Source organism: Sphingobacterium sp. CZ-2, assembly GCF_004526235.1.
Classification (GTDB): domain Bacteria; phylum Bacteroidota; class Bacteroidia; order Sphingobacteriales; family Sphingobacteriaceae; genus Sphingobacterium; species Sphingobacterium tenebrionis.
Genome location: NZ_CP038159.1, coordinates 2,953,683 through 2,980,551, shown reverse-complemented (window position 1 = coordinate 2,980,551; position 26,869 = coordinate 2,953,683). Strand labels below are relative to the sequence as shown.

General features: G+C 39.7%; 23 protein-coding genes. 8 read left to right on the top strand and 15 right to left on the bottom strand.

The genetic code is table 11. From position 1 onward, the window contains the following. Positions 1-42: 42 nt before the first annotated feature. From E3D81_RS13095 to E3D81_RS13085, 3 genes are read right to left on the bottom strand one after another with little or no spacing between them, the layout of a single operon-like run. A complete protein-coding gene (locus tag E3D81_RS13095; RefSeq protein WP_099365601.1) occupies positions 43-351 on the bottom strand; it encodes a hypothetical protein in 309 nt (102 codons plus the stop codon). Between the two features lie 24 nt (positions 352-375). Next, positions 376-2,769, bottom strand: a complete 2,394-nt coding sequence (gene pheT / locus E3D81_RS13090) for a phenylalanine--tRNA ligase subunit beta (protein ID WP_134777711.1) — start codon at positions 2,767-2,769, stop codon at positions 376-378. 43 nt (positions 2,770-2,812) lie between these two features. Further along, positions 2,813-4,000 (bottom strand): class I SAM-dependent methyltransferase, encoded by a 1,188-nt coding sequence (locus tag E3D81_RS13085; protein ID WP_134777710.1) that lies wholly within the window; start codon positions 3,998-4,000, stop codon positions 2,813-2,815. Between the two features lie 98 nt (positions 4,001-4,098). Between E3D81_RS13085 and E3D81_RS13080 the strand changes: the two genes are divergently transcribed. Then, on the top strand, positions 4,099-4,887 hold the full coding sequence (locus E3D81_RS13080; RefSeq protein WP_134777709.1) for a Cof-type HAD-IIB family hydrolase: 789 nt from the start codon (positions 4,099-4,101) through the stop codon (positions 4,885-4,887). Positions 4,888-5,166: 279 nt separating this feature from the next. Here E3D81_RS13080 and trxB read toward each other — a convergent pair whose 3' ends face one another. Together trxB and E3D81_RS13070 are read right to left on the bottom strand one after the other, a co-directional pair. After that, complete coding sequence (gene trxB, locus E3D81_RS13075; RefSeq protein WP_134778447.1) at positions 5,167-6,129, bottom strand: thioredoxin-disulfide reductase; 963 nt, start codon at positions 6,127-6,129, stop codon at positions 5,167-5,169. Positions 6,130-6,147: 18 nt separating this feature from the next. Further along, positions 6,148-7,089, bottom strand: a complete 942-nt coding sequence (locus E3D81_RS13070) for a 3'-5' exonuclease (RefSeq protein ID WP_134777708.1) — start codon at positions 7,087-7,089, stop codon at positions 6,148-6,150. 140 nt (positions 7,090-7,229) lie between these two features. Here E3D81_RS13070 and E3D81_RS13065 point away from each other — a divergent pair, with 140 nt between their 5' ends. The 4 genes from E3D81_RS13065 (at position 7,230) to E3D81_RS13050 (ending at position 10,441) form a co-directional block, all read left to right on the top strand. Further along, a complete protein-coding gene (locus E3D81_RS13065) occupies positions 7,230-7,598 on the top strand; it encodes a hypothetical protein (protein ID WP_134777707.1) in 369 nt (122 codons plus the stop codon). A gap of 83 nt (positions 7,599-7,681) precedes the next feature. After that, positions 7,682-8,491: an MbnP family protein gene (locus E3D81_RS13060; protein WP_134777706.1), complete on the top strand. Its 810-nt coding sequence runs from the start codon at positions 7,682-7,684 to the stop codon at positions 8,489-8,491. Continuing rightward, a complete protein-coding gene (locus E3D81_RS13055) occupies positions 8,484-9,512 on the top strand; it encodes a cytochrome-c peroxidase (RefSeq protein WP_134777705.1) in 1,029 nt (342 codons plus the stop codon). The genes E3D81_RS13060 and E3D81_RS13055 overlap by 8 nt, the downstream gene beginning before the upstream one ends. Next, positions 9,512-10,441, top strand: coding sequence for a transporter (locus E3D81_RS13050; protein ID WP_134777704.1), 930 nt, complete (start codon positions 9,512-9,514; stop codon positions 10,439-10,441). Before E3D81_RS13055 ends, E3D81_RS13050 begins: the two co-directional genes overlap by 1 nt. A gap of 106 nt (positions 10,442-10,547) precedes the next feature. Here E3D81_RS13050 and E3D81_RS13045 read toward each other — a convergent pair whose 3' ends face one another. Further along, a complete protein-coding gene (locus tag E3D81_RS13045; protein ID WP_099367995.1) occupies positions 10,548-10,946 on the bottom strand; it encodes an SRPBCC family protein in 399 nt (132 codons plus the stop codon). Positions 10,947-10,963: 17 nt separating this feature from the next. After that, complete coding sequence (gene pyrE, locus E3D81_RS13040) at positions 10,964-11,611, bottom strand: orotate phosphoribosyltransferase (protein WP_099367996.1); 648 nt, start codon at positions 11,609-11,611, stop codon at positions 10,964-10,966. Positions 11,612-11,633: 22 nt separating this feature from the next. Between pyrE and E3D81_RS13035 the strand changes: the two genes are divergently transcribed. After that, positions 11,634-12,236 (top strand): NUDIX hydrolase, encoded by a 603-nt coding sequence (locus E3D81_RS13035; RefSeq protein ID WP_245153219.1) that lies wholly within the window; start codon positions 11,634-11,636, stop codon positions 12,234-12,236. Positions 12,237-12,354: 118 nt separating this feature from the next. Here the strand turns inward: E3D81_RS13035 and E3D81_RS13030 are convergent, their stop codons facing one another. The 3 genes from E3D81_RS13030 to E3D81_RS13020 all read right to left on the bottom strand — a co-directional run bounded on the left by E3D81_RS13030 (position 12,355) and on the right by E3D81_RS13020 (position 16,832). Beyond that, positions 12,355-13,614 (bottom strand): TlpA family protein disulfide reductase, encoded by a 1,260-nt coding sequence (locus E3D81_RS13030; protein WP_167554298.1) that lies wholly within the window; start codon positions 13,612-13,614, stop codon positions 12,355-12,357. A gap of 97 nt (positions 13,615-13,711) precedes the next feature. Continuing rightward, positions 13,712-15,037, bottom strand: a complete 1,326-nt coding sequence (locus E3D81_RS13025) for a Na+/H+ antiporter NhaC family protein (RefSeq protein WP_134777702.1) — start codon at positions 15,035-15,037, stop codon at positions 13,712-13,714. A 337-nt stretch (positions 15,038-15,374) separates the two neighbouring features. Then, a complete protein-coding gene (locus E3D81_RS13020) occupies positions 15,375-16,832 on the bottom strand; it encodes an alanine/glycine:cation symporter family protein (protein ID WP_134777701.1) in 1,458 nt (485 codons plus the stop codon). 244 nt (positions 16,833-17,076) lie between these two features. Here E3D81_RS13020 and E3D81_RS13015 point away from each other — a divergent pair, with 244 nt between their 5' ends. Together E3D81_RS13015 and E3D81_RS13010 are read left to right on the top strand one after the other, a co-directional pair. Further along, positions 17,077-17,967 carry a hypothetical protein gene (locus E3D81_RS13015; protein WP_099368002.1) on the top strand — a complete coding sequence of 297 codons (891 nt, stop codon included), beginning with the start codon at positions 17,077-17,079 and terminating at the stop codon, positions 17,965-17,967. Between the two features lie 60 nt (positions 17,968-18,027). Beyond that, the gene (locus E3D81_RS13010; RefSeq protein WP_134777700.1) at positions 18,028-19,653 is read left to right on the top strand and encodes an ABC-F family ATP-binding cassette domain-containing protein; all 1,626 of its coding nucleotides are present in this window, start codon (positions 18,028-18,030) and stop codon (positions 19,651-19,653) included. A gap of 284 nt (positions 19,654-19,937) precedes the next feature. Here E3D81_RS13010 and E3D81_RS13005 read toward each other — a convergent pair whose 3' ends face one another. The 5 genes from E3D81_RS13005 to plsY all read right to left on the bottom strand — a co-directional run bounded on the left by E3D81_RS13005 (position 19,938) and on the right by plsY (position 26,869). Next, positions 19,938-20,645: an AAA family ATPase gene (locus E3D81_RS13005; RefSeq protein ID WP_134777699.1), complete on the bottom strand. Its 708-nt coding sequence runs from the start codon at positions 20,643-20,645 to the stop codon at positions 19,938-19,940. A gap of 33 nt (positions 20,646-20,678) precedes the next feature. After that, positions 20,679-24,341 (bottom strand): ABC transporter permease/M1 family aminopeptidase, encoded by a 3,663-nt coding sequence (locus E3D81_RS13000; RefSeq protein ID WP_134777698.1) that lies wholly within the window; start codon positions 24,339-24,341, stop codon positions 20,679-20,681. Then, positions 24,334-25,218 (bottom strand): ABC transporter ATP-binding protein, encoded by an 885-nt coding sequence (locus E3D81_RS12995; protein ID WP_134777697.1) that lies wholly within the window; start codon positions 25,216-25,218, stop codon positions 24,334-24,336. Before E3D81_RS12995 ends, E3D81_RS13000 begins: the two co-directional genes overlap by 8 nt. Before the next feature lie 126 nt (positions 25,219-25,344). Further along, a complete protein-coding gene (locus E3D81_RS12990) occupies positions 25,345-26,145 on the bottom strand; it encodes a M48 family metallopeptidase (RefSeq protein ID WP_134777696.1) in 801 nt (266 codons plus the stop codon). 73 nt (positions 26,146-26,218) lie between these two features. Further along, positions 26,219-26,869, bottom strand: coding sequence for a glycerol-3-phosphate 1-O-acyltransferase PlsY (plsY, locus tag E3D81_RS12985; protein ID WP_099368008.1), 651 nt, complete (start codon positions 26,867-26,869; stop codon positions 26,219-26,221).

Below are 26,869 nucleotides of genomic sequence, written 5' to 3'. Positions count from 1 at the left end.
TGAGCTTAATAACGTTATAAATCTTTCCTAACCCTGCTTATCCTACTTCAAAAGACTTATACATTTGTCTATTTCTCGCACAAAATCGTTAATTTTTTGTTTTGTGTCAAGTATTTTTTCATTTATTGCGGCTTTATCCACGTCCGAATTCTCCAAGGATTTGGCAACTGTCAGAGCTTTAACCTTTTCCTCCAGCTGTTTAACCTTTTCAGAACTCGTCTCGAAGGCTACCTGCAATGATTGAACTTCCAGTTTTAATAGATCGTTTTCCTCTTGCAGGGCTTCACTTAATTGAATAAGGTTTTTCGTTTTCTCAACGATAATATTCATTTGTGAAGATAAAGACGCCATAGTATTTCGCAATTATATGTTGAATTAACGCACTGATGCGCCAACCTCTTTCTCAAAGTTAATAATTAATTTTTGAATTATGCCATCAATCTGTTTATCGGTTAACGTTTTCTCCTCATCCTGAAGCACAAAACTTAACGCGTAAGACTTCTTACCCTCAGGTAATTTATCCCCTTTGTACACATCGAAGATCTGAACCTCTTTTAACAATTTACGTTCAGTTTTATTCGCAATTAAACGTAATTGGTCAAAAGTGACTTGATCATCCAATAAAAGGGCTAAATCTCTACGCACAGATGGGAATTTCGATACCTCCTTATAGGTAATCCGATTTTTCTTGATCACCTTCAACAGCAGATCCCAATCAAATTGGGCAAAATAGATGGGACCATTCACATCCGCCTTTTTCAGGTTCGCTTTGGATACCGATCCGAAGGATACCAATACCTTCTCACCTTTTCTATAACTCAAACCAAAATCAAAATAGTTTCCGGCATATTCTTCTACACGAATCCCTTCCACCTTTAAGCGCTTGATGATGCCATCTACAGCTGCTTTGATGTCGTAGAAACTAACGTTTGATCCTGCATTGTTCCATTGTTCCGCGTCTTTTCTTCCGGCAATAGCCAACCCGAACAATTGTTTCTCTACATATTGTCCATCCAAAAGATTATAGGAACGTCCGTATTCGAAAACTTTCAAGTCTCCGTTTTTCCGATTCTGGTTATACCCTACCGCTGTCAATGCCGAGAACAACAGATTCTGACGCATTACATCTAAATCCGAACTCAAGGGATTCAACAGATGAACTGCTGTTGCATCATCTTCCAAATAATCGGACTTGGTTAAAGAATTGCTCAAGATTTCGCGGTATCCATTTCCGATAAGGAAATCAGCAACCTGATTCAATAGCACTTCTTTATCCGGTTTCTCCGAAGTATTCAGCGAAGCTTTGATCTGCGATTTTAATTCAATATTGTTATATCCATAGATACGTAAAACTTCTTCTACCACATCGATTTCACGGGTAACATCAACTTTAAATGCTGGAACCAATACATCAAAACCTTCCGATGTTTCATTCTTTGTTTCGATCCCTAAACTCGTAATGATGGATTTGATCTCTTCTGCAGGAATATCCTTACCAATCACGCGTTGCACACGACGGTAATTCACCGCGAATTCAAATGGTTTTATAGGCTCAGGGTAAATATCCACAACGGAAGAAGAAACTGTTCCGCCTGCTACCTCAGCGATCAATATGGCCGCTTTTTTTAATGCTTCGACAGTAATATCCGGATTTGTACCACGTTCAAAACGGAAAGATGAATCTGTTTTAAGACTATGGCGTTTAGAAGTTTTACGAACGCTTACGGGGTTAAAATAGGCTGATTCCAAGAAGATGGAAGTCGTGCCTTCCGTTACTCCGGAATACTCACCACCAAACACCCCTGCAATACACATCGGTTTTTCCGCATCAGCGATCACCAGATCTTCTGCAGCTAATTTACGCTCTACGCCATCTAAAGTTTTGAATAATTCACCTTCAACAGCTCTTCGGACAACCACTTTATTTCCAGCGATTTTATCCGCATCGAATGCATGTAATGGTTGACCTAAATCATGAAGGATATAATTCGTCACATCTACAATATTATTGATGGAACGAACGCCTATAGCCTGTAGTTTTGTCCTTAACCATTCTGGAGACTCTCCTACTTTGATATTACTGATATTGACACCGGAATATCTTGGTGCGTCCTCCGTAGACAAGACTTCCACTAGGGTTCCTGTTGCATCTGAAGATTGAAAATCCGAAGTATCCACTGGCTTGGTAGACGATCTGAAGTAAGCCGCCAAATCCCTGGCAACTCCTAGATGAGAAGCCGCATCGGCACGGTTCGGTGTCAATCCGATCTCATAACAATAATCGTCCTCCATGTTGAAATAGGTCTTCACTAAACTACCTACTTCTGCATGTTCATCCAGCTCTACAATACCCGCATGAGAAGTACCTAAACCAATCTCATCCTCACCACATAACATGCCTTCCGAAACTTCGCCACGGATCTTAGATTTCGTGATTTTGAAAGGTTCTCCGTTGGTCGGATGACAGGTGGTTCCTACCGTAGCAACGATTACCTTCAAACCTTTACGCACATTTGGCGCGCCGCAAACGATGTGCAACAGCTCTTCTGCACCGACATTTACCGTGGTAACCCTCAATTTATCTGCATTGGGATGTTGTTCACAAGTAATTACTTCGCCCACAACCAATCCTTCCAAACCACCTGGAATACTTTGCTCCACTTCTAACAGTTCCACCTCAAGACCAATATCAGTAAGAATAAGGGATAACTCCTCTGGAGTTTTATTTATATCTATAAAGTTTTTTAACCAATTATATGAAATTCTCATATGTTCTTTTTTTCGAATTACAAAGATAGAAATTATGACCGAATTACCTATCTAAACCACATAATCGAACCAAATGATGGTAGCCAATTCCAAAATATTCCTGAATCGATTTTAACTTCTCCAGTATTTGTGTTTGTTTATTGGGGTTTACCTCTTTTTTCAAGCCTACGATCATCACATTTTTAGGCGTATGCTGATCGGAAATGAATTGCATGACCCTGGTTTCATAGCCATAATATTCCAATACCAGGGCTCGAATGCTATCGGTCAACATTTCCGCATGTCTCTCCAAAAATATCCCATATTTCAACATAAAAACAAGTTCATTTTTTGCCTTGAACTTTTCCAATTCTCTACGAACTTGTTTATGACAACATGGAGCAACAACAATCAAAGCCGATTCATCCTGCAGGCCCTTATAAATGGCATCATCTGTAGCCGTATCACAGGCATGCAACGCAATCAAAACATCAACCTTCTCTTCGGGTTTATAATTCTCAATCGTTCCTTGAACGAAATGAAGGTCATCAAAAGCACTGTCCTTAGCGACCTGATTGCAGAATTCTACCAGATCTTCACGGAATTCCACCCCATTTACCAGCACATCCTGCTGCAGACTGGATTTTAAATAATCATAAAGCGCGAAGGTCAAATAGCCTTTACCTGCACCCATATCCACGATGTTCAGCTTTTTATCTTTGGGTAATTCAACCAAGGAAGAACTTAGTACTTCGATATAATGGTTGATCTGTTTCCATTTGTCCTGCGCATTTTTATAGACTTTACCTGAAGCATCAGTTAAGTTGAGCGATTGAAGGTATGGCTTGGAAAGATCAGTAATTTTTCTTTCCTTCTGCTTATCGTGCAATAGATTTACAAAAGTCTCTTCCTTCACGTTTTCTCTCCTCTCCATCCAATCTCCTTTCTTATTCCTTTGGAAATGGAGGATTTCATTTGTCCTTTGCAGACTGATATTCCGGAAGCCTTTAAATTCGGTGAGATTTAAAATGGTTGCTAAAGCATCGGAAGAATTAAAGTTCTTTGTGACATCCTTCGTTTTATAACGGTAAACAAAAGACAGCATCAGTTCCCGTTTGATCAGGACCAATTTAATATAAACGTTCTTCAGTTCGCTTTCCGGACCTTTATAGTTTGATAAGGTTAGTTTCTGTAAATCCTGTTTTTTTATCCCTTCATCAAATGAGGAGATAAAATGGTCGAATGGGCTCATATAATTGTATTAAGTCCCAAAGATAGTTATAGCATTTTTAACAATAAAATGAATGATTATAAGTAGGCAAAGGTTGTGGGATTAGCTATCTTTGGGATATGCAGAATCCACAGATAAAAGCGGTCTTTTTTGATATAGACGGCACATTGATTAGCTTCAAAACCCATGAAGTACCTAAGTCTACCATTGAAGCCATTAAAGAGTTGCAAGATAAAGGGATCAAGGCCATTCTGGCAACTGGAAGGTCCATCAATAGTATTGAACATGTAAAACATCTTGATTTTGATGGTTATATCACCTTCAATGGAGGGTATTGTTTAACGAAGGATTTGGAGGTATTGTACAGGGAGCCCATTGATGCGAGAGATATTGAATCGGTATTGGCCTATGCAAAGGAAAAGGCTTTGAGTTTTTCTTTCATGTCGGAAAGAGAGATAACCATACATGATGTTACGCCGGAAATTGCGGGGATGTATGCTCATTTGAATTTACCAGTTCCGAAATTGGTGGATATGGAGACCGTAGATAATGGAAGTATATTGCAGACCAATATTTTTCTGGGTCCTGAGGAGGAACAGGAATTTATGGAAAAGGTGATGCCGAACTCGTTATCTTCTCGTTGGACGCCACTGTTTGCGGATGTGAATCCGAAAGGATTGAGCAAAAAAGTAGGGATCGATATTTTTTGTAAGCATTTTGGGGTGGAATTGGAGGAAACAATGGCCTTTGGTGATGGTGGTAATGATATTAGCATGCTGAAGCATGTGAAAGTGGGTGTAGCGATGGGAAATGCAAACCCTGAAGTGAAGGAAATTTCAGATTATGTGACGGATGATGTGGATGATGATGGAATCTGGAACGCGCTGAAAAAGTTTGAGGTGATTTAAAGAGAAAAAATTTGGGGTAAGCGTCATTGCAAGGGTAAGCGTCATTGCGAGGAACGAAGCAATCTTTAGACTTTGTCATCCTGAGCGCAGTTTTTTTGTCATCCTGAGCGCAGTCGAAGGATCTGTACGGTTACATACGAACAGATGCTTCGACGATGCTCAGCATGACATGCGGGAAGATTGCTTCGTCGTACCTCCTCGCAATGACGGGTAAAGTTCCTCGCAATGACGCGTGCGGATCCCAATGAAGGCAACCTCGCAATGACGAAAACCTCCTACCTAAACAATATCCTGTTTAGCCATCAAATATCTTTCCGCCTCTAGCGCAGACATACAACCTGTTCCAGCTGCAGTAATCGCTTGGCGGAAAACATGATCCTGCACATCTCCACATGCAAAAACACCCGGAATATTCGTCGCTGTACTATCTGCTTTGGTAATCAAATAACCAGTCTCATCCATATCCAAAACACCTTGGAACAATTCCGTATTCGGTTTATGCCCAATCGCCACAAAAAATCCAGTAATATCAATATGACTTACCGCCTCTGTCTGGTTATTCTTCACGCGAAGTCCAGTTACAACCTGATCATCTCCTAAAATCTCCTCAGTCTCGGTATTATACAATACCTCAATATTTTCGGTGTTCATCACGCGGTGAACCATGGCCTTAGAAGCCCTGAATTCATCACGACGAACCAACATATATACTTTTCTAGCCAATTTCGCCAAGTAAGTTGCCTCTTCCGCCGCTGTATCTCCAGCGCCTACGATAGCTACATCCTGACCTTTGAAGAAAAATCCATCACAAACCGCACAGGCAGATACTCCAAAACCATTGTACTTTTGCTCCGAATCCAATCCTAACCATTTAGCCGTTGCACCAGTAGCGATAATAACAGTCTCAGCCTCAATATGCTTAACCCCATCAATCTCTACTTTATGTATACCACCATCTCTTGAAAAATCAACTTTTGTCGCATAGCCGAAACGAACGGAAGTTCCAAAACGTTCCGCTTGCGCACGAAGATCTTCCATCATTACCGGGCCAGTAATCCCTTGCGGATATCCCGGAAAATTATCTACTTCTGTAGTCTGGGTCAATTGACCACCTGGTACCATACCTGTATAAACAACAGGTTTTAAATCGGCTCTAGCTGCATAGATAGCTGCAGTGTAACCCGCAGGTCCAGACCCGATAATCAAACAACTTACTCTTTCTATTTCTTCCTCAGTTTTCATCATAATATTATATTGGTTCTATTTCTTAAACTTATCTTGTAAACCTTTCAACATATCATCCGTGATCGGTTTTGCCGGTTCTTGTTTTTTATATGCCGGTTTTACCACATTAGACGGTCTTACAGGCTCACTTGTCCCTTGCTTATTTTCTTTTCTTTTGTTCTTGTAGTCGTTCCATATATTCTCCAACACCTTTTTGGTGTACAAAGGGAAATCGCCATTCTGCATCCATGCATAATAACTTGGCTCCACCTCGAAAATATCCACCACCTTTCTGCCCTTATGTTTTCCAAAGTTGATCGTTGGATCGCCATCTTCATCAAATACCAAACGGCCAGCAAAATCCACTGGCTTGCTCAAGTTGGTAAAACTATGCAAAGCTTCCACATCATTCACCACCGGTTTACTTACCTGACCGTGCTTGTCTTCATAATCTACTCCATCGTATTTACTTAACTGGGCTTTTAACACTTCATAGGTAGCTCGCACATCCGCCTCTGCAGTATGGGCATTCGTCAGGTCTTGATCACAGTAAAATTTATACGCCGCCTTCAATGTCCGCTGTTCCATTTGATGGAAAATATTCTGTACATCCACAAATGCACGGCCTTCCAACGAAAAGTTCACACCAGCACGAAGGAATTCCTCCATCAGCATAGGCACATCAAATTTATTGGAATTATAACCAGCTAAATCAGCGTCGCCAATAAATTCTGCAATTTCTTTTGCACGAGCCTTGAAAGGAGGCAAATCTTTTACATCTTCGTCATAGATACCATGAAACATGGATGACTCTGCTGGAATTGGCCTTTCAGGATTTACCTTAAGCGTCAATGTTTCTTCTTTTCCTCCAGGAGAAACCTTTAATATCGACACTTCAACAATTCTATCGGTAGCTACATTCACACCGGTAGTCTCCAAATCGAAGAATGCTAAAGGTCGCTTTAAATTCAATTCCATGCTGTTTTTTTAATTACGGTTTTTCAAAGTTCCCAAAAATACAAAAACTATCCATCAGAACAGCCTAGTAGCACGACTAAAAAATTAATTCATTGTAAAATTTTTGATTTCCCAATTCATGATTTACCTTTGTCGCATCAATGAAGAAATGGTTAATATATCTGCTTATTCCTGTTATGTTGCTGCAGAGCAACAGTACTTTGTTGATTTGTACCTCTTTTTATTACAACCAAAATTATATTGAGAAGTACCTCTGTATTCAGCGGAATATGGAAAACAACAATTGTCATGGCCAATGTTACCTGGCTAAAAAACTAAAAGCCCAACAGGAACATGAACAGGAAAACTTCAAAGTAAACCTACAAGAGAGCATTTCTATGTTTGAATTGGTGTTTTCTTTACAACGCCCGATTTCCGCGGAGATCGATGAACAACCCTACAACCTCTTCGCTTCCAACCTGCATCCAAAACTATTGGTTGGAGGTCTTTTCCGTCCCCCTCTCGTTTAATATTCTTTTCAACCAAATTCCTAAAACTATATCCATGATGTGGTCAGGAATCCTATTGATTATTTTATTTAAACGAAAAAACCATGAATATCAGATTATTCCTATGTTGCCTATTAATAGGTAGCACCTTATTCTCTTGTCAAAAAAATGACATCACATACGATCAGAACAAAAAAGGATCCGTTAAACTAAAGTTTGACCATATTGTTTCCGGAAAAACACTGCAATTGAAAACTGGCGAATACAGCAACAGTTTTAATGAACGTTACAAGATCGACATCCTTAAATATTATATCAGCAACATTAAACTGACCAATGATCAGGGCAAGGTGTTCATACTACCAAAAAAGGAATCCTTTTTTCTGATCGACGCGGAAAAACCGTCCTCCCTATTCCCCATGTTTGAGGTTCCGGAAGGAAATTACACCCATTTGCAGTTTATACTAGGCATCGATGAAGAAACCAGTAAATCTCCAGCCGAAAATAGAACAGGCGTTTTAGACATTGCGACTTCAGGCATGTACTGGGGTTGGAATTCAGGTTATATCTTTTTCAAAATGGAGGGCATTTCTGACGCTGTTCCAAATGATAGGAAGCGGTTTGCCTATCACATCGGTTTATTCGGTGGCTATGATAAACCCACTAAGAACAACATCAAAACCATCGACCTGGATCTAGGCAAAGCTGGTTCCGCACAGGTTAAGGCAGGTTACAGTTCGGATATACATCTTTTGGTCGATATTGGTAAAGCTTTGGATGGCACAAATAAAATGAGCATCGCAAAAAATCCAATGGTCATGGTGAGTGGTCCTAATGATCTTATCGCCGATAATTATAAGGATATGTTCACGCACGACCATACTCACAACCAACAAAAACTCCCAAATGAATAGGCAGATCTTTTGGGTAATGGTGACGATTTTAAGTTTGGTATTTGCCTGCCAGAAATCAGAGGAAATCATTGAAAACAAGTTCAGGGGCTTTAAAAAGCCTCTGAATTTCCCTGAACCCACCTATAATTTCGCTGGCAATCCTATTTCGGAGAAAGGCTTTGCATTGGGAAAAAAATTGTTCTACGACCCAATCCTTTCAAGAGACAATAGCATTTCCTGCGGAAGTTGCCATATTGCGCAACATGCCTTTACACACCATGGTCATGATGTAAGTCATGGAATTGAGGACAGGCAGGGAACACGCAACAGCATGCCACTCTTCAACCTGGCTTGGAACAGATCTTTTTTTTGGGATGGCGGGGTATTCCACCTCGATCTATTCCCCATTGCCCCAATCGAGAACCCCTTGGAAATGGATGAAAAACTGAACCATGTATTGCAAAAACTCCAACAATCGAAGACATATCCAACGTTATTCAAGGAAGTTTTCGGAACCTCTGAGATCAATAGCATCAACATGTTCAAGGCCATGTCGCAATTTATGGTCATGCTGGTTTCCGATCAGTCGAAATACGATAGAGTAATGCGAATGGAAGCAACCTTTTCGGCAGAGGAAAATGCTGGCTATGTAATTTTTCAAGCCAATTGCAATGCCTGCCATCAGGAACCTTTGTTTACAGACCAACAATACCGGGATAATGGTATTGGCGAAAACAGCATCAAGGATCAGGGTAGATTCGAAATCTCCCAATTAGAGGAAGACCGTTTGAAATTTAAGGTGCCGAGCCTACGAAATCTGCGATACACTGCTCCTTACATGCATGACGGGCAATTCAGAACGTTAGAAGCAGTCATCAATCATTACCGCAGGGAAATAAAGGCGACCAAAAATCTGGATCCCTTATTAAAAGAAAAAATGAAAATCGAGTTATCGGATCTGGAAGTCCAACAATTAATGGCCTTTCTCAACACATTGAACGATGACAATTTTGTTAACAACAGCTTATATCACGAATTCTAATGAAAAAAATAATCTTATCCGTTTTTTTATTTCTCCATTTTGTACCCACCTTTGCTTGCGACATCTGTGGATGTGGTGTTGGAGGTAATTATATCGGACTTTTGCCCGATTTCAACAAGCGTTTTATCGGATTACGCTATCAATTCAACCAATTGACGACACAGTTGGACGTACAGGGTAATCGATCAGCATTAACTACTGATGAAAAATATCAATCCATGGAATTATGGGGCGCATGGAACATCAAGGAGAAATGGCGAGTCCTCAGCATCATCCCCTATAACTTCAATGAAAAATTTACTGAAGGTAATAATTCGTTAATGAGAAAAAATGGTCTAAGCGACCTGGTCATCCATGGTTATTACCAAGTGTTTGGTCGATCTAGTAGTTCTAAGCAGAATAAACTTATCGTACAAGGCCTTTGGTTAGGTATGGGCTTGAAGCTACCTTCGGGTAAATACGATGTTCAGGAACAAAAAAACGCACAATCCGTAAATCCCAATATTTTTCAATTAGGAACAGGATCTTTAGACTTCATCCCAAGTTTGATGTATGATATCCGGATTCAGGATTTTGGAATCAACAGTAACGTCAGCTATAAGATCAATACCGAGAACAAAGATCACTATCGTTACGGCAATAAAATAGCAGCCAATGCCTCAGCCTATTATAAGATCGCTTTGGGAAAGGACAAACGAATAGCTCCAAATCTAGGATTAGCCTATGAAAACCAATGGAAAGATCGGAATAATGATTTTTTGGTCCATGAAACCGGAGGAGATTTGCTGAATGGAAGTATTGGAGTGGAAAGCAACTGGAACAGGCTCTCCCTAGGGATTAATTTCCAAAAACCGATACATCAGGACCTTGGAAACCATAGGATACATGCTGGGAACAGGATCTTAACCCATATCTCCTATTCCTTTTAAATAATAAGCTAAAAAATAGGAGAAATTTTAATGTCGAATAAAAAAGCAGCTTTTAAAAGCTGCTTTTTCTATATTTTATAAAGCTTATCAATAAGCTAGAAGATTATTAACCTAAAACTTCCTTAAGTCGTGTAACTTGGTGATCCACCAACTTCTGAAGTGGGCCGGAAGCCATCATCTTCATCATCATATTCAGCTCAGCTTCAATAACAAACGTAGCTTTTGTAGTTGTTTCTGTTTCTGGTTCCACTTTCCAACGCAAGGTAATTGCAAATGGTGCTTCTTCCGATGGTACACTAACTAATTCTTTGTTCTCTATACGTTCGCTGATTCTCAACGCTAGTTTTGCCATGTTTTTGATGGTGAACTTCGCTTCATCAGCAGTTGAGGTCCAGTTATAGATATTATCTGGCATCAATTGCTCATGGTTGTTCAGATCTGCAAGAAATTGATAAACCTCTTCTAAAGGTTTATGGATAATGGTAGAATTTTGAATGATAGTCATAGCGAATAATTCAATTATTATAATTCAGGGTTCCAAGAAGCTGGATCTTGTCTCCATTTTTCCAACAGTTCGATATCCGATTCTTTGATATAACTGTTTGAGGCAGCTACCCGAATCAAGGCCTCATAATTACATAAACTGTGGAAAGTACATTTCGCATCTTCAAAGTTTTTGCGGGCTTCATCCAAACCGTAAGTAAAGATTGAAACCAACCCCACCACATTGCATCCTGCTTCGCGTAAGGCTTTAACAGCGACTAAGCTGCTTTTTCCTGTAGAAACCAAATCTTCCACCACAACTACACGTTGACCAGAAATCACCTCTCCTTCAATAAGATTCTGACGACCATGATCTTTCGCACTGCTGCGTACATAGGAAAAAGGTAAACCTAGATCCTGTGCTACAAGTACACCTTGAGGGATACCTGCCGTTGCCACACCCGAGATCATATCCACCGATCCAAATTCCTCTTGGATCAATTGGGAAAGCTTCTGACGGATGTATGTACGGATAGCGGGATGAGATAAAGTTACTCGATTATCACAGTAGATTGGTGACTTCCAACCCGAGGCCCATGTAAAAGGACTTTTAGGTTGTAATTTTATTGCTTTAATTTGCAATAAGGATTCAGCAACTTTTTGTTCAACCTCATTTAAATAATTCATGGCACAAATTTATAAAATTTATATGAACCAATCTCTGTTAATTTTGGCAGATTTCACCCCTCATATAAAAGAAAATGTTCAAACGATTGGTTTACAAGACATTGATTTGGAAAAACTTTTTATAGAGTCTTCAAAACTTCAAGAAAAAACAATCTACTTATACATACACGAAAATTTCCAAAAAGTTTTCAAGAATATCATCAGTACCACCAGGATTATTAAAGCTGCTGGAGGCTTAGTAAAAAACGGAAATGGCGAATATTTATTTATTCACCGATTGGGAAAATGGGATCTTCCTAAAGGTAAAGTGGAGGATGGTGAAAAGATGAAAGAAGCCGCCAAAAGAGAGGTGGAAGAGGAATGTGGCGTGAAGATCAACTACCTAGGAAAAAAAGTGGCCACTTCATACCATACTTATTATATGCGAGGCAAGTTTGTGCTGAAGCAAACGAAATGGTACGATATGGGTGTGAATAAAATCCCTAAACTTACTCCCCAATTAGAAGAAGATATTGATGCCGCGGAATGGCTTAAAGTCTCCGAACTGAAAAAAGTAAAGGATAATACCTATCCTTTGATCTATGATATCGTAAAAAGAATAAAAACCGAAGCCGCTATTTTGTAGCCGTAGTAAAAGCAAGGTAAAAGCATCATGTAAGTATGGTGTAAGTGCCTTTTAGCACTTACAACTCACTTACATGTCACTTACACCTCACTTGCAGTAAGAACCAAGTATGGTCTTGTCATAGTTTATTTCTACCCACTGAAAACCGAAATTTATTCACCTTTTCGAGTTTAGAATCAAGAGATATACCATATATGCCCAATGATTTTTTAAGTTCCATCAGATCACTGGCTTTTAAGACTAGATCATATTTTGAATCATTTAGGATTTCTTTCCATCGAAAATAATTTCCGAAATTATCTTGTAAAACATCGGCAAGCTCTCGGAGTGGCACATTGTCAACTGCAATAATTTGATGTCCATCGGATGAACTAGTCCGACTGAAACCATTTTTATTTTTATTTTTATTTAAGGACGTTTGAATTAAATTATTATCAAAAATTCCAAGTTCAAACACTTCAACTGTATGCAAATTGGAATCCATTTGGATGTTCAGTTTATTCAATAATGCATCCACTCGCCAAGCACTATCCAAATAACGATTACCTCCTTTATAACAATAATCTACTTTAAGGTTTTCCAATGAATCTGATAGTTCAATTGAGGAGGTACTGATACCCATAAGTTCAGCGGCAAAGACACGGAATGGAACTGCTAATTTATAGGTAAATCTTGAATCTTGATGCTTGGATGAAAATGATTTTGAGAAATTATTAGAAGTACTCCTTTCCAAAAATAAATATTCTGTAATTGAGGGATTATTGTAGATGGCCATAAATTCCGCTGCCATTTCCTTTGCCTTCTCCACTTGGCCACCTGGATTCGTATTTCTTACACTTGCTATTGCAGGAGATTCGGAGTTAACGGATTGAATCTTGCTAGATTCTACCGTAATATCCTGATTGTTTATAAGCGCCTCAAGCATTTCCGAAGTGATGTCTTTAGGGTTACCTTTCCATTTCACCGTTCCTTTTGGATCTAATAAAACAGCTGTTGGAAGGGTTTTTATATCAAAGATTTTATGCAGATTTCCAGTACTGTCAGAAACGGCATGGGTTTCAAAAGAAAATCGTTCTACGATTGGTCTTGCTTTACCGACATGCTCATCAGTAATAGATAAGAAATATAAATCTTTAACCTGGCTAAATTTTTTCTGTAAACTATTGATATGTGGCATACCTTCTAAACATGGTGCACACCAAGTGGCCCAAAAATCAAGCAGAATATACTTATTCTTGAGATTATCTGGTTTTAGATCGGTATTTATACCTGCTGTAAAATGTAGGTCTTTACCAGGGGTTAAGGATTGTGCATGACCATCGATTGACGTGGAAGCTAGAAGTAGGGTATAAATGATTAAATATCTGAATGCTTTCATAATAATTAGATTTTCAATAAAAATATATACTTTTAATAAAAATACGATTTTTTCGTAGAAATTTGAAAAACGTTCATATAGGCTTCGCATTCAGGTTTTAACCGGTTTGAGTGTTTGCCTGGCGTTTCTTGAAGATAATAACCAAAAAGGTTACTATACCCATTAAAAATGGATAGTATAAATATTGCATGACATCAACTGGAGACATCAGCGGTAGATTTTTTTCGGATAAAAGCACATTGGCTGCTGCCATAGCGGCCAATATTTGTGCTCCGTAGGGCACTATGCCCTGGATAAAACAGGAAACCGTATCCAAAATACTCGCCACCCGGCTCCCCTCCAATTGGTTCTTATCGGAAATCTCCTTGGCAATGGGCCCCACGATAACGATGGTAATGGTATTGTTGGCAATGGCTAAATTGACCAGGGATACCAGAAAGGCAATACCAAGCTCAGCAGCCCTTTTAGAATTGATCCTTTTGGTGACCATGTTCAATAAAAATTCAATACCACCGTTCATCCGGATAATACCCACTACCCCACCAATGATCAAGCATAATATACTCAGTTCGAACATCCCTGCAAAACCATCGTTAATGGATTTTAAAAATCCTAAGAAATCAATGGATTGGGTAAAGAAACCAATCAAGCCGGCGAACACAATGCCAATGCCTAGGGTCCAGATCACATTGACCCCTAGTAAAGCCAATACAAAAACCAATACATACGGCACTATTTTGATGAGTTCAAATGAACCGACTTTGATATCTTCAGCATCTGCCAACATTTGCCAACCCATCACACTGTAAATAATAAAAACAAGGATAGCCACAGGTAATACCATCCGGAAATTTACCTTAAATTTCTCCTTCATGCCTATTCCTTGGGTCCGGGTTGCGGCAATGGTCGTATCAGAAATAAAGGAAAGGTTATCCCCAAACATGGCCCCTCCAATAACTGCGGCCAAGGCGATTGCCATAATCCCTTCGATGTTGTTTTCCAATCCTACAGCAATGGGTGCCAAAGCCACGATGGTTCCAACAGAAGTTCCTAAAGAAGTGGAAATAAAACAGGAAACCAGAAACAAACCGGCAATCACAAATTGCGACGGAACATAAGTAAGCGCAAAATTGATGGTAGAGGATATGGCACCGATATTCTTGGAGACTTCACCAAAAGCGCCTGCCAATAAGAAAATCAAGATCATGATCAGGATGTTCTCATTTCCTGCTCCCTGGGCAAAACCCTTCAATTTTTCTTGGAATGTGATCTTAGGGAATTGGAAAAATGCTACAAATAATGCCAATACAAAAACGACCAAAACGGGTAATGCATAAAAATCACCCAATATATAAGAGCCTGCAAAATAGATTACTACAAAAAACAATAAAGGTAGTAAGGCCCAAAATCTGCCTTCTTTCATAAGCCTAGATTAATATTTACGTGGTTCAAAAGTAGCACATTATCATCAGAATCTATAAATCCATATTTAATTTTAATTAATTATTATTTCATTGGTAAAAAAATATATGTAACTTTAAGAACATCACCATTTTAAACTTAATGATAAACTAACATGAAAAGGACACCCTTGACCACTTTAGTACTCTTACTAGTTGTGGCTTTCGTTCTCGTATTTGCAACAACTTGCTTTGGTATACGTTAAGTCATTTTAAAACAGTAAAGGGGCTATTTCCATTGAAATAGCCCCTTTATTTATATCCTAAATTCAGATAGCTGATTGAACTAATAAGTGTCTTTTATTTTTTTTCATTGTTTTCTTCCCAGAAGTCAGCATTCTTGATTCCAATAGCTTTTGGATCAAAAGTTGGATCTTCGATCCCGCGCTTGCGCTGTTCTTTATAGTCCTTCCATACCTTCATGGCAATTTTACTCATTAATAAAATAGCGATTATATTGACCCAAGCCATCAATCCCACACCCACATCACCTATCGCCCAAGCCGTATCAGCTTTACGGATAGTACCAAAATAAACCGTAGAAAGAAATACGACCTTAAAAAGTAATCCAACAATCTTTTTGGCTCTTTCATTTTTGATCAAGTAGGCAATATTGGTATCTGCATAATAGAAATACGCCATAATGGTGGTAAAAGCAAAGAAAAATAAAGCGATAGCTACAAATTCATTTCCAAAACCAGGAAAATGATGGGAAATAGCGGCCTGCGTAAATCCATTATAATCTACTCCTGGAAGATTTTCAGTAATAAATGTAGTTGCTTTACCCGCCGCATCAACTTCTGTTACATTATACATCCCAGTGAACAGGATCATCAAAGCGGTAGCTGTACAAACAAATAACGTATCTACATAAACAGAAAATGCTTGGACAAGTCCTTGTTGTGCAGGATGGTTAACCTCTGCTGCTGCTGCAGCATGAGGAGCAGTACCCTGCCCTGCTTCGTTGGAATATATCCCCCTTTTTACCCCCCAAGCAATCGCCATTCCTATAATTCCACCAAAAGTAGCATCCACACTAAATGCCGATCGGAAGATCAAGGAAAACACCTCTGGGATCTGTTGGTAATTCATTCCGATGATGATCAAGGTCATTAGGATATACCCTCCTGCCATAAATGGGACCACATATTCAGCTACAGTCCCCAATCGCTTAACACCTCCAAAAATGATGAGTACCAAAAGTATCACAATGCCAATACCTGTGTAATTGGTCGGAATTTCAAAGGCATTAAATGCAGATGATGCAATAGCATTACTTTGAACACCAGGCAATAATAACCCAGCACTGATTACGGTCAACACCGCAAATAGAATAGCATACCATTTAACACCTAATCCTTTTTCAATATAATAAGCCGGACCACCACGGAATTCGTTTCCTTCCTTCCGTTTATATAACTGCCCAAGCATTGCTTCCACAAAAGCAGAAGCAGATCCTAAAAAGGCAATAATCCACATCCAAAAAATCGCCCCCGGACCTCCATAAAAGATCGCTGTTGCTACCCCGATAATATTTCCGGTACCCACACGACCGGATATGGCCAATGCAAACGCCTGAAAGGAGGAAATCCCTTCATCAGATTTCTTTTTGGCAAATAAAAGCCGAAGCATATCCTTGAGGTAGGTTACTTGAAGAAAGCCGGTTCGGATTGAAAAATAAAGCCCTGTAATTAAACAAAGACCTATAAAGACTTCACTCCAGACTAGTCCGGAGAAGGTTGAAATAAAATTATCCATTAATTTGGTTTATTGAGTTATTTATCATAAAACATTGTAAAGAAACTAATTTTTTGAGAAATCATCGGCAAAAATCATTTTTTTTAATTTTATCATACTTTTATTCCATATTTGAGTGCGGAATCTATTCAAGTTAATTACTCTAACAATAACCCGATTGATTATGCCTACACTAACTTTGCATCGAATTAAAATTCTTCTGCCTTTTATGTTAACAATTGGGCTGCTTTCCTCTTGCCGAAGCATGAAAAATTTGGAGATTAAGGATTTGCTTCAACATAGCAACTGTAACCAGCAGAACATCTATCAATATAGTTTGGATAGCCTCCCTATTCCCTTACATGAACGCGTGATATCGCCATTGCTAAAGGATCGCCTGTCTTTCAACAATCTGAACATGGCAAACGCCATTGGCATCCTGAATACCATTACCCGGTATGCTGAATTGCGAGCGAACCCAAAAAGCAAGGAAGATCTGCAATATCGAGTGGAGATTTTGGAACTTAAACAGGAAATCGATCATAAGATCAATATGTCTTCTCTGGAGATTTCAGCTATTTCCTCGGAAATGGATTGTGAAGAGGAGCGCACCAGCCAGATTGCAAATTACCTGATCGGAAGGAGTAATGAACGGGAATCGAAACTGACCATCAGTGCGATTGTGGTGGGCGCCTTAGGCGCCATTTTAACGGAAGGGATCATCAAAAATGACAAAGCCAGTTCTGTTGTGGGCATCAGTACGGGTTTGGCAGAAGCTACTTTTGGGGTGATGATGTTGATGAACGATGAATCCATAGAATTCCATCATAAACGGAATGCATTAAAGGATATCTGGTTTGGCTCGCCCGTTTCCCAGAACTTCCCTCCTGCAGTATGGTATTACCTAAATTATAAGAGCCCAGAAAATGGTTTAAATAATTCCTTGCGTGAGCAGATTGTTCAAAAATGGACGAGTTTTGGGCAGATCAACAAGAAGCCGGAACAGGAACTATTGGATTTGTATTTTGGTACGGGCGGAAAATATAGCAGTGAGCAACTGGAAAACCGTGCGGATATGTATGACCAGTTAGAATCAAACATCAATCTGATGAAGCAAGATCTGAAAGCCCTTTCCTTGGAATTGGAGAAAATCTAGGCCAAATTCCCAGCTAGGAATACTGTTCTAATTATCAAGAAATAACCGTATCTTTGCGCCATGATTAATGTATCGAATCTATCCCTTCGTTATGGAAAACGTATTCTATTCGAAGATGTCAACTTAAAATTCACCCCAGGAAATTGTTATGGTATTATCGGCGCTAATGGTGCTGGAAAATCCACGTTCCTAAAGATCATTTCTGGTGAGGTAGACCCTACCTCCGGTTCAGTTGCCTTCACCCCAGGTGAGCGTATGTCTGTATTAAACCAGAACCACTATGCTTTTGATGAATTCACCGTCATTCAAACCGTATTGATGGGTAACCAGGATTTATACAAAATCATGCAGGAGAAAGATGCCATCTATATGAAGGAAGATTTTTCGGATGCAGATGGAGAACGTGCTGGAGAATTAGAAAGCTTATTTGCCGAGATGGATGGTTGGAATGCGGAAAGCAATGCCGCTACCCTATTGAGCAATTTGGGAATCAAAGAAGAGCAACACTATAAATTGGTTAAGGAGTTGGATGGTAATGAAAAAGTAAGGGTATTATTGGCCCAAGCTTTATTCGGAAAACCAGATATCCTGATCCTGGATGAGCCTACCAACGACTTGGACATCAACACCATTGCTTGGTTGGAGGATTTCTTGGCAAGCTATGAAGCGATTGTCTTGGTTGTTTCCCACGACCGTCACTTCTTGGATGCTGTATGTACGCATATTGTGGATATTGACTTCGGAAAAATGTCCATCTATACAGGTAACTATACCTTCTGGTACGAGTCTTCTCAATTAGCACTTAAACAACGTGCTGATCAGAATAAGAAAATGGAAGATAAGGTGAAGGAACTTCAGGAATTTATACGTCGTTTCTCGGCCAATGCTTCCAAATCCAAACAGGCTACTTCCCGTAAAAAGGCGTTGGATAAAATCAATTTGGATGAGATCAAGCCTTCGAACAGAAAGTATCCAGCGATCATGTTCAACTTGATGGACCGTGAACCGGGAGATCAGATTCTGAACGTGGAAAACCTTGGTAAAACAGTGAATGGTGAAGTTTACTTCAAAAACATCAGCTTTATGATCAATAAAGGAGATAAGATTGCTGTACTTGCTGAGAATAACTTAGTTACATCTGCCTTTTATGATATTCTTGCCGGAAGAGATAAGGATTATGTTGGGGAATTTAAATGGGGTATCACGATTACACCTGCGGATATGCCGATTGAAAACGCTGCTTTCTTTGAAGGCCGCGATGAAAATTTGGTAGATTGGTTAAGGGATTATACCACTAAACCGGATGCGGATGAGCAATTTATCCGTGGATTCTTAGGGAAGATGTTGTTCTCTGGCGAAGAGGTATTGAAGAAATGTTCAGTACTTTCGGGTGGTGAGAAAATGCGTTGTATGTTCTCCAGGATGATGTTGCAGGGTGCAAACTTCTTGATCTTTGATGAGCCGACCAACCACTTGGATTTGGAGTCTATTACCGCATTGAATAATGGTATGAATGATTTCAGAGGGTCAATGTTGTTTACTTCTCGTGACCACGAGTTGACACAGACTGTTGCAAACAGGATTATTGAATTGACGCCGAATGGAATTATTGATAAGTTGATGACTTATGATGAGTATATAAACTCGGAAGCTGTAAAAGCACAAAGAGAGGAAATGTATAGGTAGGTAATCTGGTATTGCGTCATTGCGAAATATGCTTCATTGCGAGGACGAGTTTGCGTCATTGCGAGGAGGCACGACGAAGCAATCTTTAGCCATGTCATGGTGAGCGTAGTCGAACCATCTGTTCGTTTGTACCCGTACAGATCCTTCGACTACGCTCAGGATGACAAAAAAAGAAAGGATGACATTAAAGAAAGATTGCTTCGTTCCTCGCAATGACGTATTCTCCCTCGCAATGACGTTTTAGGTTCCTCGCAATTACGTTTAAAAAGCTTTCGTAAATACGTTTATCCCTTCCCTTCCAGCTGCTCGATCAACTTTTTCTTCACTTCCTTCAAAGCAAAATCTTTTGCTTCCGCATAGGAAATCCCATAGATCCTTTCTTCAGGATGCAGATCAGCAGGAAACCTAACCAACAACTTATCATAATAATCATCCAAGGCCTCCCGAATTGGCATTTCATACGACAACCTCAACTGAAACCTCCTGATCAACGCAGAATCAATAATATCCACATGATTACTTGCAGCAATCAACACACAATCCTCCGGAAAATAATCAATCAATTGAATCAAGGTATTCACCAACCTACGCATCTCCCCAACATCATTCTCATCCTCGCCCCTAGCCTTACCAATCTGATCAAATTCATCCAAGAACAAAACGGCTTTATCCCTTCCAGCCCGATCAAAAACCTGCTTTAAATGCTGCGAGGTCTCACCAATCCGGGCATTGATCACATTGCTTAAATTCAAGATAATCAAGGGTTTTCCCAAGGCTTTTGCAATACCTTTGGCACTGGTCGTTTTGCCACATCCCGAACTACCATACAACAATATCTTATTGCTTACAGGTAATCCATAGCGACTTAATTCCTCCACATAAAGATTTTCCTTAATCAATTGATTAATACTCTCCCGATTGCTATCACTCAAGAACACATCCTGAATATCAATCGCCTCCTTATCCTTAATAATTAAATCCTGTATATGCATGGTTCAAAACTATGAATGCCAAAGGTACATAATTTAATTCTTCACCATCATCCGATTATCACTGGAATTCCTATCGATCAAAATGTTATTCGGATCCACACCCACTTCAATCGGCTTTTGATCCAAGATCAATTTCACCTTATTATTGATCTTATCAATCTTCACTTTCTTCGAATAGATCGGATTATCTTCCATCTTTTTGGAAGCTTTCCCCTCTTTCTTATTCCCATAAACCGCAATCTCCACGTAATCCTGCAAAGGCAATGACTTAATTTCCTCTTTTCCATCTTTCCCTTTCAGCATCGTACCTTTCACATCCTCAAAGACCTCCTTCCCTTTCGGGTCGGTTCTATATTTGGATACCTGGAAATCCATGGTCAACTCGTATTTACCATTTTTAAGATCCTTTACGGTCACATCATTGACTTTATTATCATAAAGCGTGATGGTTTCGAACATATCCTTGATGAGGTATTGCAAAGAATCTGGCGTATGCTGTCTCAATAGACCAACAAATTCCAACGAAGTAGTATATGGCGGGTTTTGAAAGGCCGTCCTGTTCAAGTATTCTTTCAAAAAGTTATTGAATGGCTTCTCCCCGAGGTATTCACTCATGGCATACATCACCACAGAACCCTTGTTATAATGGATATAACCTTGGTTTTCATTGAACATCAATGGATTTTCCCCTAAGTGCTCTGCTGCTCTACCCTGAAGGTATGAATCCAAGGCATCTTTCAAGTATCTACGCATCTGTCCCTTCCCATACGTTTGCTCCAACACCTTTAACGAGCTATATTCTGATAGGGATTCCGACATCATGGTTGCCCCTTTTACCTGTGCACCAATCACTTGATGCGCCCACCATTGGTGTGCAAATTCATGCGCAGTAACTGAATACGGATAATCGACCGCATCCTCCTTGCTTTCATCGATTTTTGCAATAAAACCGATGGCTTCCGAAAAAGGAACTGTATTGGCGAATGCCTGCGCAAAAGTACCCATAGTTTTAGGGAACTCGATCACACGCATTTGATTGAATTGATAAGGACTATAGTTAGCTTCATAATAATCCAAGGATTTTTTCATGGAAGCCATCATGCGATCCAAGTTGAAATCGTGGAAGGCATGGTAATAAATCTCCAAATCCTTGCCTTTATACTTCTCTTTCTTCACGTTGAATTTAGCAGAAATGAAGGCATAGAAATTGAGGATAGGTGCATCCATTTTATAATGGAAATAACGCTTCCCATCTTTTTCCCATTCCTTTTGCAGGTATCCAGGTGCAATGGCAATCTGATCGGTATTGGTGCTCAATATCGCTTCAAAATTGATCCAATCGGCATCTTGGCTGATGTAATTATTTCCTAATTTACTGCTGTCTCTAGGATCCGCCATGCGATCCTTTGGAGGCAATCCATATTTAGCACGAACATCGTTGTTCTCAACTTCCGCCATATGCACATAAGTAAGCGATGGGAAGATACTATTATTGAAAAATGTACCGTTTCGAATCACTTCTGAACGATCATCGAGAAAAGTATGTGGCTTATTCTTGATCTGATAAACCACCTCCATGCTATCACCCGGCATCAATGGTTGAGCGAGTTTATAAAGTCGCACATGGAGTACACTATCGTTCAGGACTTCTTGGGCATTGTTCTTAAAATGGATATCTGTAAGCAGATCACCTTCTGAATAATTCAGGAAAATCGAGTCGATAGCTTGATCGGTTTTATTCTGGTAGGTAAAACGCCCATTGATGAACAAGTTTCTGTTTTTGGGATCCATATCCACCTCCACAAACACACCCGTCAACCGAGGAGCAGGCATTAAACTGTATTTTTTGTATTTCTTCTCGTAATCAACCCGCTGCAGTTCATAATCTTTGGAGGAAAGAAAAGGTTCCGCTATATTATTATGGTGATAGATCGCATAACCTAACCCCACAAAAGCAACTAAACTAATCAACATAGGGATAGCAATGGCTGGTTTAAAGCGGTTCATCGCTAAAGCAAACTTTTCTTTGATACCCGAAACAATACCTCTTCGCCAGAATACCAGGGTGATGGCAAACAAGACAAGCCCTAACAACATCCAATATAATCGATAATATAGGAAAGGTCTTAGATTTCCATAGCCATTCATATCCGAATAGTCAAATCCCGGATCGGCATTAAAAATAAATATACGTTGCTCTACGCCGATCTGAGGTAAAAATGGTGCACCAATAATCACAAAAAGGCAGATGATAAATCCGATAAAATAGTTCTTAAAGAAGCTATGGACAAAAAGTGCAAAAAGGATCAGAAAAATAAAGGACAAACTGCCCAACACATAGATTTCATAAAGGTAGTGCCCGATTTCGAAATGATAATATCCTTGATAGATCTGATAGATCAAACCATTCAATAAACTGACGGTAAAAACAGTGAGTACCATTTTGTACAAAGCCAAAGCCTTTGAAAGGAGCTGTACCCAGTTTGGTACCGAAGTAGCATCCAACAACAGGTTCATATTCGCTTGTCTGGAACGTTGGATCAACATACCGGCAAATAGCATCACCATGATCAACAAGAAGAACTGGTACATGCCGGACATGGTTTGCAACATCTGCCAAGTAACCGGATAAGTCGTGGTTCCATACAATTGTCCACTGATGCTCAAGGCCATCAATACGAACAAAAAGGCAAATGCCATGAGGATATAAAAAGTCCAATTCCGAATCAGGAATTTATAATCGATATGTGAAATCCGCCAACTTAATTTCAGGTTATCCCAGAAACCATGGTTATAAGTAACCTTAGGAAGATTGATCGTAATGATACTTCCGAAATTATCTTTTACGGTTCTGATTCCCTCTTTTGCGCGTTTGAACGTAAAGGCCGATTGGGAAAAGCTGAAGGTTTTATAGACAAAAGTTAAGATGATCAAAGCTACCCCCATCCAGATCAATCGGTTATAGAGCAGGACACCTTTGATTGGCAAGAGGTTGACATTTCGCTCATTCACACTCCAATATTTGGTATAATACTGGATCGGTTCAAAACCAAAAGGATCTAGTAGGGCCACCATATACCGATTGTCCACATCGCGCGTATAGATATCCAACAAGCTTTGAAGCAATAAGAGGATCAATACGGCAATAAACCCTACATAGATACTCCTTGTAAAAGTGACCAAGGCGAAGATGATACTGCCAAACAACAGAAAATTCGGGAATATGGTCGCAAAAAATCCTTCTACATAAGCCCTAAAATTGTTAGGTCCCAATAATTGAGCATTAATATTAGGGAAAAATTGAGCAGCATAATAACCTAAGGCACATAATAGGGCTATGATGGTCACCATGACCAAAGAGCTCAGGAATTTTGCCGATAAGTAGGTGGGTTTATTTAAAGGATAAGAAAATAAAAGGGTATGCACATTGTACATGTAATCCCTGGCCACCGATGCTCCAACAATGGTAGGCAACAGAAAATAGATCAATGTGGCAAATGAATTAAAAAATGCCGCAATACTTAAAGGTGCATTGATATAAATTGGATTGGTTGTGGTGGAAGTAACACCATCAAAAGCTCCCAAGTTGGATAAAGAGGTAAACAAAGCCAATCCAAAATAAATGGCACAATAGACATAAAACACAGGTTGCTTCAACCAACGCTTTATTTCAAAGAAGAATATGGTACTAAACATGAACGATATCCTGCTTTAATGCAACAAAATAAACATCTTCCAAAATAGGCGTAGCCGGCTCGAAGGATTCATCCGGTCGAACATCATGGTAGACACGAATATTTAAGGTATTATCTTGGTTATAATTCGAGGAGATAATATTATGGATGCTATTCTGGGTTTCAAAATCAGCACGTTCGATTCTTTTCTTCCATATTTTACCCTGAAGATGGGTGGTGCCTTCCACAGAAGAACCACGGAAAAGTACTTTTCCCCCATTCATGATGGCCAATTCATGGCACAACTCCCGTACATCATCTACGATATGGGTAGAGAAGATGACGGTATGCTCAGCACCTATCTCACGCAGCACATTCAAAAAACGATGACGTTCTGCAGGATCCAGACCCGCAGTAGGCTCATCCACGATAATCAATTTAGGATTGTTCAACAACATCTGGGCAATTCCGAAACGTTGTTTCATACCTCCTGAATACCCGCTTACGCTCTTATTTCGGAATGCGGCAAGATTGGTGATCTCCAATACCTCGGAAACTATCTTCTTTCTATCCTGACGGTTACTGATGCCTTTAAGGTTGGCAAAATAATCCAAAAGGTCTTCTGCAGAAAGGTTGGGATATACACCAAATTCCTGCGGAAGATACCCTAAAACTCTTCTTAATGCATTTTTTTCTTTTAGAACATTGATATCGCCGAATTGGATTTCGCCTGAATCTGGAGATTGCAAAGTGGCGATTGTCCGCATCAAGGATGATTTTCCGGCTCCGTTTGGTCCTAAAAGTCCGAACATGCCTGGGCCGATGTTCAGATTGACATTATCTAAAGCCTTAACACCATTATTATAGGTTTTTGTAAGGTTGCTGATCGTTAATTCCATAATTTATATACTTAGTTTATAATTAGTCGTTGAAATAATGATTTCGTAACAGAAAATTATGAAATAAAAAAGGAGCGACCAAATGGTTCGCTCCTTAAGAGATTTTCTATTGTTGTTGAATATCTTTTATTTTTTATAGTATTTCATCGCTTCAGGGATTAGTGATTGCAACTGATTGATACGACGGGCATCACTCGGGTGAGTACTTAACCACTCTGGAGGTGATCCGGTTTTACCGGCCGCCATTCTTTCCCAGAATTTTACAGACTCACGAGGATCATATCCGGCCATGGCCATCAAGATCAATCCAGCTCTATCAGCTGCCAACTCATCCTTACGGGAGAAGCTTAATGAACCGATCTGGTAGCCAACACCGTACAATTGGTTGATGATACCTAAATATTTGTTATCCGACATGGCACCAGCAGCACCCAATACCTGTGCGCCCAATTGAGCTGCCATTGCATTGGATACTTGGGCAACGGAATGTTCTTCGATCGCGTGTGCAATCTCATGACCCATTACCGTAGCTAGACCAACATCATTTTGTGCGATAGGTAAGATACCTGTATAAACCGCAACTTTACCACCTGGCATACACCAAGCATTCACATCATCACTCTGCACTAAGTTAAATTCCCAGTTGAAATCGAATTGGTCTGCGAGACCTCTTTCCTGCAAATATTTGTTCGCTGCCGCAGCGATGTTATTTCCCACACGTTTTACCTGTGTCGCAGCGGATGTTCCTGTTACTACCTTAGATCCATTTTTGCTTAAAAAATCCTTGTATGCTAAAGCAGCCTGTTCGTTCACAGCTTTTGGATCAACCAATTTCAGGTATTTTCGACCTGTAATTGCCGATGTAGCACATCCCACCAACGAGATTCCCAAAAGGAACATGCTTGTGTATTTAAAAACCCTCTTCATAATATGTTGATTTAGTTTATCAATAGTTTTTCAATCATTTTGAAATACTTAACAAATCTTGTACCCAAAATGTTTAAACTTTTGATTTTTTCTTGAACAAGTAAATTTTAGACTCATGCCCTTTGAGTAGGCGTTCAATGTTTTTTTGATGGGTGACCAGGATCAAGGCACAGATAGCAATGCCATATAAAAGAATGGAAGGTACCGTTGTTTTAAAAATGAATGCAATGCTGAATGGAAAGGTGAAACCCGCCATAATAGAACTTAATGATACATAATGGGTAACAAAAAGAACGATCAGGAACACCGAAACACACATTAAAGCGGCCGGCCAATGGATAGCCAGGACCATTCCGAATAGAGTAGCCACTCCTTTTCCACCTCTGAATCCTGCAAATATGGGGAACAAATGCCCTAATACGGCGATAACACCTAAGGCTAATTGGATATTGACAAATTGTGGGGCATCATGATTGCCCACTAAAGAACTATCTAATAAAAATGGGAGATTGGTGGCTGTCCACCCCTTTAAGATATCGACAAACATCACAATGGATCCTGCCTTTTTACCTAAAACCCGGAATGTATTTGTTGCACCGGCATTACCGCTACCATACTCCCGAACATCAACCCCATAAAATGCCTGCCCAAACCATACAGCCGTGGGAATAGAACCAAATAAATAAGCTAATATGACGATTCCTACCAGGTAAAATGATATCAT

Bases quoted from the DNA above. Each gene is read 5' to 3' on its own strand.
- E3D81_RS13095 (WP_099365601.1), bottom strand. From the start codon at position 351: ATGGCGTCTTTATCTTCACAAATGAATATTATCGTTGAGAAAACGAAA.
- pheT (WP_134777711.1), bottom strand. From the start codon at position 2,769: ATGAGAATTTCATATAATTGGTTAAAAAACTTTATAGATATAAATAAA.
- E3D81_RS13085 (WP_134777710.1), bottom strand. From the start codon at position 4,000: ATGAGCCCATTCGACCATTTTATCTCCTCATTTGATGAAGGGATAAAA.
- E3D81_RS13080 (WP_134777709.1), top strand. From the start codon at position 4,099: ATGCAGAATCCACAGATAAAAGCGGTCTTTTTTGATATAGACGGCACA.
- trxB (WP_134778447.1), bottom strand. From the start codon at position 6,129: ATGAAAACTGAGGAAGAAATAGAAAGAGTAAGTTGTTTGATTATCGGG.
- E3D81_RS13070 (WP_134777708.1), bottom strand. From the start codon at position 7,089: ATGGAATTGAATTTAAAGCGACCTTTAGCATTCTTCGATTTGGAGACT.
- E3D81_RS13065 (WP_134777707.1), top strand. From the start codon at position 7,230: ATGAAGAAATGGTTAATATATCTGCTTATTCCTGTTATGTTGCTGCAG.
- E3D81_RS13060 (WP_134777706.1), top strand. From the start codon at position 7,682: ATGAATATCAGATTATTCCTATGTTGCCTATTAATAGGTAGCACCTTA.
- E3D81_RS13055 (WP_134777705.1), top strand. From the start codon at position 8,484: ATGAATAGGCAGATCTTTTGGGTAATGGTGACGATTTTAAGTTTGGTA.
- E3D81_RS13050 (WP_134777704.1), top strand. From the start codon at position 9,512: ATGAAAAAAATAATCTTATCCGTTTTTTTATTTCTCCATTTTGTACCC.
- E3D81_RS13045 (WP_099367995.1), bottom strand. From the start codon at position 10,946: ATGACTATCATTCAAAATTCTACCATTATCCATAAACCTTTAGAAGAG.
- pyrE (WP_099367996.1), bottom strand. From the start codon at position 11,611: ATGAATTATTTAAATGAGGTTGAACAAAAAGTTGCTGAATCCTTATTG.
- E3D81_RS13035 (WP_245153219.1), top strand. From the start codon at position 11,634: ATGAACCAATCTCTGTTAATTTTGGCAGATTTCACCCCTCATATAAAA.
- E3D81_RS13030 (WP_167554298.1), bottom strand. From the start codon at position 13,614: ATGAAAGCATTCAGATATTTAATCATTTATACCCTACTTCTAGCTTCC.
- E3D81_RS13025 (WP_134777702.1), bottom strand. From the start codon at position 15,037: ATGAAAGAAGGCAGATTTTGGGCCTTACTACCTTTATTGTTTTTTGTA.
- E3D81_RS13020 (WP_134777701.1), bottom strand. From the start codon at position 16,832: ATGGATAATTTTATTTCAACCTTCTCCGGACTAGTCTGGAGTGAAGTC.
- E3D81_RS13015 (WP_099368002.1), top strand. From the start codon at position 17,077: ATGAAAAATTTGGAGATTAAGGATTTGCTTCAACATAGCAACTGTAAC.
- E3D81_RS13010 (WP_134777700.1), top strand. From the start codon at position 18,028: ATGATTAATGTATCGAATCTATCCCTTCGTTATGGAAAACGTATTCTA.
- E3D81_RS13005 (WP_134777699.1), bottom strand. From the start codon at position 20,645: ATGCATATACAGGATTTAATTATTAAGGATAAGGAGGCGATTGATATT.
- E3D81_RS13000 (WP_134777698.1), bottom strand. From the start codon at position 24,341: ATGTTTAGTACCATATTCTTCTTTGAAATAAAGCGTTGGTTGAAGCAA.
- E3D81_RS12995 (WP_134777697.1), bottom strand. From the start codon at position 25,218: ATGGAATTAACGATCAGCAACCTTACAAAAACCTATAATAATGGTGTT.
- E3D81_RS12990 (WP_134777696.1), bottom strand. From the start codon at position 26,145: ATGAAGAGGGTTTTTAAATACACAAGCATGTTCCTTTTGGGAATCTCG.
- plsY (WP_099368008.1), bottom strand. From the start codon at position 26,869: ATGATATCATTTTACCTGGTAGGAATCGTCATATTAGCTTATTTATTT.